The organism is Paenibacillus sp. DMB5 (assembly GCF_001517085.1).
In the GTDB taxonomy this organism is placed as follows: domain Bacteria; phylum Bacillota; class Bacilli; order Paenibacillales; family Paenibacillaceae; genus Paenibacillus_AQ.
The window spans coordinates 21,319-35,482 of record NZ_LRAC01000127.1 but is presented as its reverse complement, the minus strand read 5'-3'; the positions used below and the strand labels follow the sequence as shown (position 1 = coordinate 35,482).

Annotated in this window: 13 protein-coding genes; 7 read left to right on the top strand and 6 right to left on the bottom strand. The window is 55.0% G+C overall.

The window, feature by feature from the left end:
* Positions 1-222: 222 nt before the first annotated feature.
* The 6 genes from AWJ19_RS17575 to AWJ19_RS17550 form a co-directional block, all read right to left on the bottom strand.
* A complete protein-coding gene (locus AWJ19_RS17575; RefSeq protein WP_068725674.1) occupies positions 223-1,617 on the bottom strand; it encodes an ADP-ribosylglycohydrolase family protein in 1,395 nt (464 codons plus the stop codon).
* Positions 1,617-2,576: a nucleoside hydrolase gene (locus AWJ19_RS17570; RefSeq protein ID WP_068725668.1), complete on the bottom strand. Its 960-nt coding sequence runs from the start codon at positions 2,574-2,576 to the stop codon at positions 1,617-1,619. Before AWJ19_RS17570 ends, AWJ19_RS17575 begins: the two co-directional genes overlap by 1 nt.
* Positions 2,577-2,635: 59 nt before the next feature.
* A complete protein-coding gene (locus tag AWJ19_RS17565; RefSeq protein WP_068725666.1) occupies positions 2,636-3,574 on the bottom strand; it encodes an ABC transporter permease in 939 nt (312 codons plus the stop codon).
* Positions 3,571-4,620, bottom strand: a complete 1,050-nt coding sequence (locus AWJ19_RS17560) for an ABC transporter permease (RefSeq protein ID WP_068725664.1) — start codon at positions 4,618-4,620, stop codon at positions 3,571-3,573. Before AWJ19_RS17560 ends, AWJ19_RS17565 begins: the two co-directional genes overlap by 4 nt.
* Positions 4,613-6,175, bottom strand: coding sequence for an ABC transporter ATP-binding protein (locus AWJ19_RS17555; protein WP_082707965.1), 1,563 nt, complete (start codon positions 6,173-6,175; stop codon positions 4,613-4,615). The genes AWJ19_RS17560 and AWJ19_RS17555 overlap by 8 nt, the downstream gene beginning before the upstream one ends.
* A 333-nt stretch (positions 6,176-6,508) precedes the next feature.
* A complete protein-coding gene (locus tag AWJ19_RS17550; protein WP_068725663.1) occupies positions 6,509-7,648 on the bottom strand; it encodes a BMP family ABC transporter substrate-binding protein in 1,140 nt (379 codons plus the stop codon).
* Positions 7,649-7,976: 328 nt separating this feature from the next.
* Here AWJ19_RS17550 and AWJ19_RS17545 point away from each other — a divergent pair, with 328 nt between their 5' ends.
* The 7 genes from AWJ19_RS17545 to AWJ19_RS37625 all read left to right on the top strand — a co-directional run bounded on the left by AWJ19_RS17545 (position 7,977) and on the right by AWJ19_RS37625 (position 14,122).
* Positions 7,977-8,732 (top strand): AraC family transcriptional regulator, encoded by a 756-nt coding sequence (locus AWJ19_RS17545; RefSeq protein WP_068725661.1) that lies wholly within the window; start codon positions 7,977-7,979, stop codon positions 8,730-8,732.
* 126 nt (positions 8,733-8,858) lie between these two features.
* Positions 8,859-9,224 carry a Na-translocating system protein MpsC family protein gene (locus AWJ19_RS17540; RefSeq protein ID WP_082707964.1) on the top strand — a complete coding sequence of 122 codons (366 nt, stop codon included), beginning with the start codon at positions 8,859-8,861 and terminating at the stop codon, positions 9,222-9,224.
* A 245-nt stretch (positions 9,225-9,469) separates the two neighbouring features.
* A complete protein-coding gene (locus AWJ19_RS17535) occupies positions 9,470-10,024 on the top strand; it encodes a flavin prenyltransferase UbiX (protein WP_068725657.1) in 555 nt (184 codons plus the stop codon).
* Positions 10,024-11,367, top strand: a complete 1,344-nt coding sequence (locus AWJ19_RS17530) for a UbiD family decarboxylase (RefSeq protein ID WP_068725655.1) — start codon at positions 10,024-10,026, stop codon at positions 11,365-11,367. Before AWJ19_RS17535 ends, AWJ19_RS17530 begins: the two co-directional genes overlap by 1 nt.
* 945 nt (positions 11,368-12,312) lie before the next feature.
* Positions 12,313-12,579 carry a BMC domain-containing protein gene (locus AWJ19_RS17525; protein WP_068725654.1) on the top strand — a complete coding sequence of 89 codons (267 nt, stop codon included), beginning with the start codon at positions 12,313-12,315 and terminating at the stop codon, positions 12,577-12,579.
* A gap of 40 nt (positions 12,580-12,619) precedes the next feature.
* Positions 12,620-13,621, top strand: a complete 1,002-nt coding sequence (locus AWJ19_RS17520) for a hypothetical protein (protein ID WP_068725652.1) — start codon at positions 12,620-12,622, stop codon at positions 13,619-13,621.
* A 48-nt stretch (positions 13,622-13,669) separates the two neighbouring features.
* A complete protein-coding gene (locus AWJ19_RS37625) occupies positions 13,670-14,122 on the top strand; it encodes a BMC domain-containing protein (RefSeq protein WP_068725650.1) in 453 nt (150 codons plus the stop codon).
* Positions 14,123-14,164: the final 42 nt, after the last annotated feature.

Genomic DNA, 14,164 nt, shown 5'->3' with positions numbered 1-14,164 from the left:
TTCTGTGAGCAAATTTCACTTAACTGCCCAACCAAATAACTATAGATTATGCTAACATAGTTCAATATTTCTGTGACATATTTCCGTTGTTATTTTATTCTGGGATAGGCACCAGCTTGCCAGCCCGGCCATAAAAAAACGCTCTTTGCCGGAAGGGACGCTACAGCATCACCTGCTCGCAAAGAGCGATTCTTATAAGATTTATATGAATATAAAGGCAGCTTACACCAGTCCTGGCTCCCCGCGCAGCTTCCGAAATACCTGGTAGCTCCGCTCCGCACAAGCCGAAATCGTAATTGGATGGAAGCCCGGCAGATCCGCGTACAGCGTATCGTTCAGCGGGTCCGTCCAGCTTGCCGGCAGCTGGCTTGCACCCAGCTTGGCCCCCATAATGGAGCCGACTGTAGCACCGTTGCAGTCCGTGTCCATTCCGCCGTAAACCGAGGTGACCACCGCTTTCTCGAAATCATTGCCGCCGTAGACCAGGGAGGCGGCAACAAGCGCAGCATTATTAACCGTGTGCACCGGATCATAGTGGCTGAACTTGTCCCAGATGCGGCTGACCAGCTCGCGTTCACTCTTGGCCGATCGGGCAATGTCGATTCCCTGGAGCACCGCTTCAGCAAGCCGGCTCTTAGCCGGAACTTCGCTGAGTCCAATTTCCAGAATCCGCTCGTTGTCCTGCTCTGCGAAGGCTGCCGAAATCATGGCTGCATTGAACATTTCGCCATAGATTCCGTTCTTCACATGGGAGAATGATGCGTCGCGCCAGCCCAGCTCGGCGGCCAGCTCCGGCTGGCCGGCTGCGCCGTAAGCCAGCCCGTCTGCCCGGATGGCCGCGCCGATCCATTCACGGTACGGATTGAGATGCATCCGCACCCGTTCCAGCCGCTCTGCCCAGTCAGCCGGCTTCTCCTTATGCATATGGGAGGTTTCGGCGGCGAAGTTCATATAGGTCTGTGTCTCGGCGGTACACACCTGAGCATAGGTCAAATTCCCGTGCCACAGCTTGCCGATATCCCAGGCATCCCAAGCAAGGCCCTTCTGCTCCAGCAGCAGCAGACCCAGTACCGTGTAACGGAGATCATCATCGCTCTCCATGAAGCTGATCTTCTCCCGCGTGCTGGTGAAGGACCAGGCGCTAAGGCCGAGCCCGTACTCTGCTTCCGCTCTGGAGTTCTCCGGCGTATAGCCTTTGATCGGCCAGGCATCCGCGCCCTTGAACCAGAGCTCGATGTTCTCCCAGCCCGGACGGCCGTCCTTGCCGTACAGATAATCCCAATGCTCCAGCGGCTTGCCGAGCGCACAGCCGACGCTTCTGCCCAGCCACGCCCCGTGGAACTTGTCCCGCCACTGCTCCGGCGTCCACGAAGGGTCCAGCCTGCGCGGCCCCTCCGGCCGCAAGGCGCGGATTTCCTCAAGCCCCGAAGGCTCCTGATACGGGAAGCCCTCAGCCACCTCAAGCTCCATCAGCTCGCGGTAGATTTCCATCAGCCTGCCTTCATCTGTTCCCGCAGCAGCCAGCTTCTCAGCGATTCCGTCCGTCCGGCAGCCTTCCTCATTCCGCTGCTGCAGCTCAAACTTTACTGTCTCCTGCAGATTCTCCCAGCCGGCCATCAGCTGTTTCCCCCGGCTGACGCCAGCAGCTCCCGGTCCAGCCGATCCAGTGAATCGAACAGCAGCTTCATGAACGCCTCGCGGTCTACACCGGTCAGCACCTGAACATTCGGCTGGCGGTCCGGCTTCTTTCTGCGGTCAGCCACGGTCATGCCGCGGGTCAGCTTGCCCTCGGTTTCCACCGTCACATAGAGATGCTCCGACTGGAACAGCTCCGGGTGCACCAGCCAGGCTACAGCGCATGGATCATGCAGCGCGTTGCCGACATAGCCCATCTTTTTGCCATAGATCGAATAGAAGTCTAGCAGCTCCCCGACCATTACGGATACAGGGCCCTTCTGCTTCAATTCAAGGATTTCCTCCTCAAAAATCGCCGCCTTATCCGTCACATCCAGACCGCTCATCACAATCGGAATACCCGATTCATAAACGATACGTGCAGCTTCCGGGTCTACAAAAATATTAAACTCAGCCGTGCTGGTCACATTCCCGTAAGCCAGGCCCCCGCCCATCAGCGAGATTTCCTTAATTTTGTCCTTTACTTCAGGGTAGGCAGTAATTAAGAGCGCAATATTGGTCAACGGTGCCATCGGTACCAGTGTGATCGGCTCCTCCGAAGCACGGATGATCTCAAGCATGAACTCAACCGCGCCTTGATCCACCGGCTTAAACATGCTGGCCGGCAGCACAGGACCATCCATTCCCGATTCCCCGTGCGCTTCCTCTCCCGTCACCAGCTTGCCGAACAGCGGTCCCTTTGCCCCTTTGGCTACAGGAATATCTGCATTAACGAAGCTCAGCACCTTCAGGGCGTTATCCGTTATTTTATCAAGAATCTGGTTGCCGCCTACCGTTGTAATGCCCCGGATTTCCAGCTCCTCCGGATGGGCTAGCGCCAGCAGAATCGCAATCGCGTCATCGTGCCCCGGATCACAGTCAATTATTATGGGTCTTGGCATTGTTGTTCTCCCCCTCATGTCTTTCTCAGCAGCCTGTCCTTGTCTGAAGCAGCTCCCCGCTACTTCACCACAGGACCTTTAACCTTCTTGTTTTTCTTCCGGGTCTCCGATATGGCGTAGATCAGCAGGCCGATTACAGTCGCCACATAAGGCAGCGTAGCAATCAGCTCAGCCGGAATTTTCAGCACCTGAAGCGCATTGGACAGTGCATCCGCCGCCCCGAACAGCAGTGAAGTCAGCGCCGTTCCGATTGTCGTGCTGCGGCCCATGGATTCTGCAGCTATCGCGATCCAGCCCCGGCCGGCGATCATATCACGCGTGAAGAGCGACAGATAGCCCATCGACATGTAAGCCCCGCCCAGGCTGGCAAAAAATCCGCTGAGCAGCAGCGCGGTATATTGGATTTTGACCACACTCACTCCGACCGACTGTGCGGCGTGCGGATTCTCCCCGACTGAACGGATACGCAGTCCAAGCGGTGTCCGGTTGAGCAGATAATACACGGCCAGTACGGCCAGAATGGAGACGTAAGTCAGAATGTGGTGACCTGACAGAATCGGTCCAAGCACGGGAATATCTTGTATCAGCGGAATCTGCACACTTGGCAGCACCTTGCTCGCAAGCGACGTTGAAGAGCCCTTGTCCCCGCTCAGCAGATACAGGATAAATACCGTACCGCCCGAGGCGAACATGTTGATGGCTACCCCGCCGAGAATAATATGCGTCTTGAATTTAAGGGTGAAAAAGGCCAGTATACCGGCGATCAGCGTTCCCGATAATACTGCGCCAAGCAGACCAACCCAGGCACTCTGGGTATAAGCGCTGACAATGACGCCGGCCAGGGCCGACACCAGCATGATCCCTTCCATCCCGATATTGATAATGCCGGCCCGGTTGGAGATCAGCGCCCCCAGGGCGGCGAACAGAATCGGTGTAGTAACACGCAGCAGCGAAAAGGCAAAGTCCGTCGTAAAAATGACATTCAGCAGACTGTTCATGCGTTCGCTTTCGCCTCCTTAAGCAGCATCCGGTTTTTCCAGAATTTCAGGAATTGCTCCGCGGAGATCAGCAGGATAATAACCGCCTGGATAATCGAGATCATCTCGGAAGGCACATCCGACAGACGGGCCATCATATCGGCGCCGATGCGGATATAAGCCAGGAACAAGGCCGAGCCGATAACGGACAGCGGGTTGTTTTTGGCCAGCATCGCTACCAGCGCACCGTCAAGACCGTACCCCGGCAGAGAGGCCCACTGGAACCGGTTGTACATTCCCAGCACTTCTACCGAGCCGCCCATCCCGGCAATAAAGCCGGCGATCAGATGGACCAGAATGATTACTTTTGCGGTCTTCATTCCCGAGTAACGGGCAAAGTCGCGGTTCACACCGGTCATCCGCAGCTCATAGCCCCATTTGGTCCGGTACAGGAACAGGTGGGCCAGGACGATCATCACCAGTACAATAATCAGTCCGGTGTGGACGCGTGTGCCGGTGAAGATTTTGCTCAGCTGGGCTGTCTCTTGAAACTTGTAGGATACATTGGCAAAAGCCTTCGCATCACGCAGATGATAATTAAGCAGATAGAGTCCGATTCCGAACAAAATGTTGTTGAACATCAGTGAGGTGACCAGCTCGTTGGCATTCCACTTGGCCTTGAGAATACCGGGGATCGCCGACAGCAGCGCTCCGACAATCGAACCCGCCGCAATCGCTACGACCGGATGAAACCAGCTGTTCAGGCTCAGATGAATGGCCAGTACCGAGGCTACAACGCCCGAGAAGTAGAAGATCCCTTCTGCCCCGAGGTTGAACATATTGGCCCGGAACAGCAGGGACACGGCAAGACCGGTGAACATCAGCGGTATGGCCATTTCAATCACGTTGCCGATATGTCCCTTGGTGGAAATAGGTTCCCACAGAAAAATACCGATCGTCTTGAGCGGCTGGTCGCTGACCAGTGAAATAATGATAAAGGCGATGGCCAGCGCAATCAGTATGACCGCCGTCGTCCGGATCACCTCAAAATATTTGACTTTAAACATGGTTTACGGCCCTCCCGATCTGCTGCTTGTCCTGCCGGTTAATACCCAGCATATATAAGCCGAGCTCTTCTTCGCTTACCTTGGAAGGATTCTCAAAGTAGGCCACAATCTCCCCTTCATACATGACAAGAAGACTGTCGCTCAGCTCCAGAATCTCGTTCAGATCCGCTGACAGGAGTACGATACCGCTGCCGGCGGAGCGCAGCTCCAGCAGCTTCTGGTGGATGAACTGGGCTGCACCGATATCCACGCCCCGGGTCGGCTGCTCGGCAATCAGCAGTTGCGGATTGGTGGAGCATTCCCGGGCCACAACCACCTTCTGCATGTTACCCCCGGACAGCATGCCGATTGGCTGCTGCGGGCCCGAGCATCTTACTTTGAATTCCTCTACCAGTGAGGCGGCCAGTGCGGCAATCCGCTTGCCGTTCAGCAGCGGCCCCTTATTCATCTCCTTCGAGCGGTACCGGGTGGAGATCAGATTATCGGAAATACTGGCATCCCCGGCTGCGCCCTGGCGCATCCGGTCCTCCGGGATGTAAGAGACGCCCAGGCTGCGGATGCGGAGAATATCAGCTGCCAGAATATCGTTATCATTAACCTTTACCGACCCGCTGCTTGATACCGCGTGTAACCCTCCGGTAAGCGCCTCGACCAGCTGATTCTGGCCGTTGCCTTCAACCCCGGCAATCCCGACGATCTGGCCTTCGCGGACTGCAAAGCTGACCTCTTCCAGTAAGGCCTTGCCCTGGCTGTCATGGACGGACAGTTTGTCTACTGACAATACCGGCTTGCCGAATGGCACATTGTCCTTATCGTATTTGAGCACGACATCCCGGCCGACCATCAGCCGTGAAATCTCCTGCTCGGTTACGTCCCGGGTCTGGAAGACTCCTTCGCTCCGGCCTCCGCGCATAATGGTAATCCGGTCGCAGATGGCTTTGACTTCCTTCAGCTTATGGGAGATGAACACAATCGTGTGCCCCTGCTCCTTAAGATGCTGCAGCTCCACGAACAGCTCCTCGGTTTCCTGCGGAGTCAGCACGGCAGTCGGCTCGTCCAGGATCAGGATTTTGGCGCCGCGTACGAGTGCCTTCAGGATTTCCACCTTCTGCTTCATCCCGACAGTCAAATCCTCAACCTTTGCCTTGGGATTTACGGCCAGATTATATTTGCGCGCCGTCTCTTCCGTAAGGCGGACTGCTTCATTGTAGTTGAAGCCCACCCCTTTGCGCGGCTCCATACCAAGCACCATATTCTCGGCTACCGTAAAGGAAGGCACCAGCATGAAATGCTGATGGACCATACCGATGCCCCGGTCAATCGCATCCTGCGGGGACTGCAGCTTTACCTTTTCCCCGCGGATACTGATGTCGCCTTCACTCGGCTCCTCCATCCCGAACATGATCTTCATTAGGGTCGATTTGCCTGCCCCGTTCTCCCCCGCTATGGCATGAATCTCTCCTTCACGCAGGCTAAAGTGGACATCATGGTTGGCAACGACGCCATTGGGATATACCTTGGTTATTCCCCGCATTTCCAGCAGCGCGTGTTCCACGGGTTATCAACGCCTTTCAACTAGACTATGTTTTCTGCAAAAATAGGCAGCTGGAATTCTTCTTGGCTGAAGGAATCCCAACTGCAGGAGATACGGCGTACCGGTAGTGTTAAATTAATAGAGATACGAGGCTCTTCAGGTATTAACCTTAAGCAGGTCGTCACTGCAGTGAATGTTTGGACTTCCGGCCGCTGTTGTCTTCCGATTTCCTGATTTAAACCGCTTCTAGCGGTAGAAATCGGAAGACAAAGGCGGACGCTACCGCTCCTACAGTTCCAAAATTCCCTTCCGTTCCTCTTCGCTCTTTGTTATTTCATATGAGTCTTTTTCTAATTAAGGCTTAACAGCATTACGGATCGCTTCAACTTCGGAAGTTTCCATGCCCATTGCATTGTCTACAGTGATTTCCTTGTTGATCAGCTTCTGCTTCACTTCTTCAACCTTGGCCTGCAGATCTGCCGGGAATACACTGGTGTAGATGTCATTTTCGGCGATGCCTACACCGTCTTCCACGAAGCCGAGGACATCGCGTTTGCCCATTTCAAGTGTGCCTTCCTGAAGCTTGGTTACGGCGCCCAGAATGGCGCTGTCGATTTTTTTGATCGCGGAGGTGACAATCAGGTTGGCTTTCTCGCTGTCTGTATCTTTAAGCAGCATAGCCTGGTCGGAATCTACACCAATTGCATACTTTGTTTTTTCTTTTGCAGCATCGAAGATACCAAGGCCTGTACCGCCGGCTACGTTAAAGATCACGTCTACACCGGAGTTGTACTGGATGAGCGACAATTCCTTGCCTTTGGCCGGGTTAACGAAGTCGCCCGCGTAGGATACAGCAACCTTTACATCGGGATCAACATATTGGGCACCCTGAATGTAACCGACCAGGAATGCGTTGATGCCCGGAATATCCATACCGCCGACAAAACCGATCACGTTATCCGGATTCGCATTCGGCATATCCGACTGTGTAGCCAGTGCCGCAACAGCGCCGGCCAGGAAAGATACTTCATTAGTGGAGTAAGACATGTTGTACATGTTAGCAGGTGCTTCTTCGATGTCCGTGTCGTAGTTGATGAACTTTTTATCCGGATTCGCTTCCGCCGTCATATTGAACATTTCGGTAATTTCCGATCCGCCGGAAATGACAACATCCCAGTCCTCAGCGGCAATATCATTAAAAGTAGGCTCCCACTTGGTCTTGTCAGTGCCCATCTCGATTACTTTGGTTTCCGCGCCAAGCTCTGTCTGCACTTTCTGCAGGCCGCTGTTGGCAGCGTCGAAGAAGGATTTATCTCCAAGCGTTCCCGGGATCAGCAGCACAACCTTGAGCTTGTCGCCTGAACCGGCGTTTCCGCTATTTGCTGCATCGTTGCCGGCATCCGCCGCACTTCCGTTGTTAGCTGTGTTGTTTCCGCAAGCAGTGACGAGTACCATTACCATGAGCAGCAATAATGCAAGAACATTCTTTTTCATTTTGTCTGTTCACACCCCTGTTTGATATTGATGGACCACTTTAAAACGGCAGACTTCCCCAATTACACGTTTTGTTCTGTTGTTATACAACAAAAGATTTTATGCAAATCCATAAAACGACTGAAAATTAATGAATAGCTTACATTCGATGATAAAAACTGTGGTTATTCGTCAATTAAACGGTCAATTCCCGAACAAGATGGCCAGTCAGGTTGCGGATCTTTCGTTTAATTGATACGATCATAGCAAATATGTCAGCAAACTTTTATATACTTTCGGTCATTTTTTTACACGATTCGGCTAAATGAAAAAGAGTTGGAGGATCAACATGGATCGAGTCCTATATATTGTAAATGCAGAGCATGAAGCGGACACCCATATCCCGCGCCATCAGCATGAATGCTTCGAGCTGGTTTATTACATTCACGGACTTGGCACATGCAGCATAGGGCAGCGCAGCTATCACTTCCGGCCGCACTCCTTTGCGCTGATTCCGCCCAATTTCAAGCATGACGAGAACCACCAGCCCCGCTCCGAGGTGCTGTTCGTCGGCTTTCACTGCGAGAATCCGGCAATCAGCACACTGTCAGGCGTATTTGAGGATGACAAGGAGCATACGGTTCTGCAGACGCTGGTGCGGATGAATGAGGAGTTTAAGCGCAAGCGCGACGGCTTCTCTGAGCTTTTAAATTTGCAGATGAGTGAAATTACGGTACACCTGCAGCGCCTGCTGGGCGGCTCCGGCTTCCAGTCCCCGGCACAGGACCAGATGCAGTATGTCCTCAACTATATGGATGAGCATTACCGGCACAAGCTGTCGGTCCAGTCGCTGGCGGAAATGTCCGGGTACAGCTATGACCGGTTCAGGCATTTATTTAAGGAGCGCTTTGGCGAGTCGCCCCACCGTTATCTTTTGCTGAAGCGCATCAATTATGCCAAATCTCTCCTGCTGCATACCCAGATGCATATTTCCGAGGTATCGGCTACAGCGGGATTCGTGAATGACGCACAGTTCTGCAATATGTTCAAAAGAGAGGTTGGCCTCTCGCCCCGGACCTTCCGCGTCCGTAGTAAAGTTATGTAATGTAACATAAGTCACTTACTTCGGGGTATTTTTCTCTATAATGGAGTTTAACTTATTGAAAAAATGAAGCTCGGCCGTTAAATCGTGTTATTTGGCGTGAGATATCATTACAGAGGAGTGATCTTCTTGAATATCCCGGTGCTGCTCTCCTCCAATGAATACAAGAAGAAGCTGTCCCGCTGTTATAATGAGGTCCATAAGGAGCTGTACGGCGTCGGAGTAAATCAGCTCCGTCTGGAGGCTGCCAACGATACGATGATTATGTTTCTGGTGAAGCATCAGCGGGTTGCCGCCCTGCGCGCTCTGGAGGAGCATTATCCGGAGCTCAAGCAGTCTGTGGATGCTGCGCTGCATCAGGAATTCAAACGGCGCATCCAGAAGAAGCTGACCGAAGAGCTTGAACTGCCGGTTGCGGGCGTACTCAGGGATTACGATCCCCAGACAGCCTGGGCCTGTACCGTTGTTATCTGCGATACCGGGGCTGAACAATGATGCAGGATTTATCTTGCGGATTTACGGCTGCCGTTATCTTTTGAAAGTAAATTAAATAACAGAATGTCAGGCTGCATCTCGATTTATCCTGATGCGCCGCATGTTAACTAAGGTTAGCCCTATATCTGTTCACAGATTGCAGGAAGCCGTTGATTAGAGACCCCTCTCTATTTCAGCGGCTTCTTTTTGTTATTTACACAAGCAAGCACCCCATATCCAGTCCTTGGTCAAAGGAGATCCCGCTTATGAGAATTGTAGTAGCTATCACAGGGGCCAGCGGCTCCATCTACGGTTACTCCCTGATCCGCAGCCTGCACCAGCTTGGTGTGGAAACCTATATCATCGCCACCGGTGCCGGAGAAAATGTGCTCCGGTACGAATGCGGCATCAACCTGCAGGAGCTGGAGCAGTACGGAACGGTGTTATCCAACACAGACCTGTTCGCTCCGGTAGCCAGCGGTTCTTTCAAAACCGACGGCATGGTCGTTATCCCCTGCTCAATGAATACACTCGGCGCGATCGCGAACGGCATGGGCGATACCCTGCTGAACCGGGCCGCCAGCGTCGTACTGAAGGAGCGGCGCCGGCTGGTGATCGTCCCGCGCGAGACGCCGCTGCATCTGATCCATCTGGAGAATATGCTCCGGCTGGCCCGGGCAGGCGCGGATATTGTCCCCGCCTCTCCCGGCTTCTATAATCACCCGACCGAAATCTGGGAGCTGGTGAATTTCATGAATGCCAGGGTGCTGGATGCGTTCGGGATTGAGCATCAGCTGATGGCAAGATGGGGGGAAGGCTAATGGCTGCCGTCAATATCAGGCAATTGCTTGACCGCTGGGAGTCAGGCGGCCAGCTGCTGCGGATCCGCCGCGAGGTTGACCCGCACTTCGAGCTAGGCGCAGTAGTCAAGGCTGTCCGCGGCAGGCAGGCGCTGCTGTTCGGGAAGGTTAAAGGCTACAGCGGACCGATGGCTGTCGGTCTCGGGGGCTCCAAGGAGCTGATCGCTGACAGCATGGATACGACCCCGGAGGAGCTGCTGCCCGGGCTGGTAGCAGCCATTGTCCAGCCTACGCCAACCCGGCTGGTGCAGCAGGCTCCGGTGCAGGAGCAGGTGATTACGAGCCGAATCAGCCTGAAGGAGCTATTCCCGGTCTGCACCTATCACGCCGAGGACAGCGGCGCTTATTACGTCTCCGGCGTCATGGTCGTCAAGGGTGAAGACGGCCGCAAGCGGTACACCTCCATCCGGCGGATGCAGCTGCTGGACGGGAACCGGACCGGCATCCTGATCTCGTCGCCGGAGCTGTTCCAGCAGTACAAAGATTTCGAGGCGCGCGGCGAGCCGCTTGAGTGTGCTTTTATGTTCGGGGTGGTCCCGGCGGTGGTGCTGGCTTCGCAGATCAGCACCCATCTGTTCCACACCGACAAGCTGGAGGTGGCCTCTGCCCTGCTCGGCCAGCCGCTTGAGGTCGTCCGCTGCCGGACGGTCGATCTGGAGGTGCTGGCCGAAGCCGAGGTAGTGTTCGAGGGCCGGATTTTGCCCGGTATCCGCGAGCCGGAGGGGCCGTTCGGTGAGCTGGGCGGCTATTACGGGCCGCGGACTGAGCAGCCGGTGGTCGAAATATCGGCCGTCACCCACCGCAGCCAGCCTATCTGGCAGACGATCCTGCCGGCCAGCTATGAGGAGAAGCTGCCGATGGCCATCGCCCGGGAGGTCGCCCTGCTCGGCTCGGTCCGTCAGGTCGTTCCGGGAGTGCAGGCCGTGCACATTACAATGGGTGGTGTCGGGCGCTATCACGCCGTCATCCAGATCCGCAAGGTTCAGGAGGGCGACGGCAAGACAGCGCTGCTGGCCGCTTTTGCCGGGGATAAGGATCTCAAGCATGTTGTGGTGGTCGATGAGGATGTCAATCTGCTGGACCCGCTGGATGTGGAATGGGCTATCGCTACCCGGGTGCAGGCCGATCTCGACCTGTTCATCGTGCCGGGGGCCAAAGGCTCACCGCTCGAGCCCTCGCACAACCTCCGCGGCGTATCCGCCAAAATGGGCATCGACGCCACCTGCCCGCTCGCCCACCGGGAACAGTACCGGAGAACCCATATCCCGGGGCAGGATGACATCCGGCTGGCGGATTATGTGTAGAGTTGGGATGTGTGGGTTGGGGAGGTGCAGGGCGAACTATGCCGGGCGAGGCTGGGTAGGTGAGCCTTGGTAGAGCGAGGCTTAGTAGAGCGAGCGAAGTTGTATAGGCAAGGATAAATGTCCGGGACTACGTCAGCCTGCTGCCTGCTGATTCCTGTGCTGAATGAAGCTATCTGGAACCAAAGGGCACCCTCTTTTGACCCGGATAGTTGTAGTTTGTGCAATTAAAAGCAGCTGTTTCTCCCTTTGTGCACCTGATAGCTGTATTTCGTACAACTAAAAGTGCCCAGTTCGGCTAAAACGGGCCTTTTACGTGAGTTTAATTGCACGAAATACACTTAAAGCGAAGTTGAACGGAAAAAACGGACTTTTAGTTGTATGGAGTGCAACTACGCTGTGCTTCTATTGACTGGCTTTTGAGTTGCTGTTGAGTTGCTGTTGAGTTGCTGTTGAGTTGCTGTTGAGTACCTGTCCAGTTGCTGTTGAGTACCTGCCCGGTTGCTGTCAAGTACCTGCCCAGTTGCTGTCGAGTACCTGCCCAGTGGCTTCCGAGTTGCTGCTTTATAACGCTGGTTCTACCTTATACGGCTGATTCAGCTAAGTGGAAAATCGTCATCTATTTTTAGCAAAGCGCCCGAAAAAGGGAATCTAATTGGAAAAATTCCACTTAATTCTGCCGATTAAGCCAGCAAAGGGACTTACATTCAAAAATAAGTGCTGATTTTCCAATTAGTGATTAGAAATATTGAGATTTCGCGGAATTAAGTGGCGGATTTCCAACTAAATGCTGGGGACTCAACGTTCCAGGAGAATATTAGCATTCTGTCTCATGTCCGCCACCACCCTTCCTCACCTTATCTCTTATCCGGCCAATCATCAGGCTCATACTTCAGATTTCATATTTAAGCAGGAGTACCGCCTGCAACACTTTTTAGGAGGTGGATCATGCAAGCAATCGGTTTAATTGAAACACGCGGCCTGACCCCTGCGCTCGAAGCGCTGGATGCCATGTGCAAAGCCGCCAATGTGCGGATGGCCGGCTTCAAGCGGGTTGGCTCAGGCCTCATTACCGTCATTGTCGAAGGTGATGTGGCAGCGGTAACCGCTGCAGTTGATGCCGGCATTGCCGCTTATCCGAAGACCGGCGGGCAGCTCGTATCCTCCAACGTCATTCCGCGTCCGCATGCCGATCTCGCCAGAATGCTGCTCTAGCCTGCAGTCCGTATTCAAGTTATCAGGGAGGTGATTACCCTTGTCCAGTTTTATGAAAGACGTTGTGTCCGAGGTCCTGCAGCGGAACCGCACTGCCGCACCGGCTTCATTAAGCTCCGCTGCCTCTGCAGAAGCCTGCACAGCAAACAGCAAAGACAACTGCACGCATACCTGCTCTGCTCCCGGGAATTGCCCTAAGCCGGGGCCGACGCTTCCGCTGAAACGGACCAATTACCAGAAGGAGCAGGCGGCCAAACGTCTGGCCACGATTGCCGCCGGTGCAGTAATCCCGGCACATAAGCCCGCAGCACCGGTTGATGTATCACCGGTACCGGAAAAGCAATTCGCAGAGCAATACCTGTCCCCGCTGCTGCAACGCACCTTATCCCGGCCGGAGCAGAAGGATAACGGCTTCCCTGGCAGCCCCCCTGCACGACCGTCCGTCCGTGCAGAAGCGCAGGACCCGCTGGAGCCGCACCGCCTCCCTGCAGCCGATATGGAGGTCTGGCTGTTCCCCCGCATCAGCGACGAACTCCGCCCTCTGCTTGGCAGCCCGGGCCGGAATTACAGCGCAGCCGGGGTCATCAGCGCGCCGGACTGCCATCCAGGCCAGCTGTTTGCCGCCGAAGAGCTGCTCCCGCAGGATTCCGGCCTGGAGGCCGATATCAGCTGGAGCACAGACGGCGGCGGCTTTGAGCTTAAGCTGTTCGGCGCGGATCACCGTGTGATCGCTGATAAGCTTAAGCAGCTCACCGCCCGGATGCAGGACGGCTCAGGCTCAGCCGTCCGGGTTTGGATCAGCCGGGAGCCCGGCCGGCTGCTTCGCCGCTATTTCAGCGGCGGGCCGCAGGAAGCCGTTGCCATTGTAGCCGGTACGTCCCGCTGGCACAGCATCGGCATCGCCGAACAGTGGCTGCAGCGTAATCCCGGCTCAGGCCTGCGCCTGAGCACCGAGCGCGGCTACTGTATTCTCACCGGTACCGCCGGCCAGATGACTGCTGCTGCGCCGGGACTCGCCGGCTTGTCCTCTCCGCACCGGTGAGCTTAACCGCTGCCCTTCAGCGGATCAAAGAACAAGGAGGCACTCTTCATGCAAGCACTTGGTTTAATCGAGACGCTGGGGTTTACCACCGCTGTCTCGGCGGCAGATGCCGCGCTCAAAGCGGCGGATGTGCAGCTCGTTGCCGTTGAGAAGATCATCGGAGTCGGCGGCTCACTGGGCGTTACCCTGCATTTCAGCGGCGATGTCGCTGCTGTAACCGCATCTGTCGAAGCCGGTCAGGCAGAAGGCCGGCGGATTGGCACAGTAGTATCCGCCCATGTCATTGCCAAGGCGCACAGTGATGTAACCGGCAAGATACTTGGCAACTATCTGCTGCCGGAAGCTACTGACGGTCCGGGTGCTGACAGCACTTTTGCTGCAGCCGCTTCTCCTGCAACTGCTGCCCCTCCGAAGACGGCTGCTGCCGAATCCGCTAAGGGAGAACAGGCAGCCGGAACTGACAAAGCACCAGATGCACAGGATGAAGACTCAACGGATTAACCAAATGTAACAGCTGCGATTTTATTAACCCTAAATCTAAAT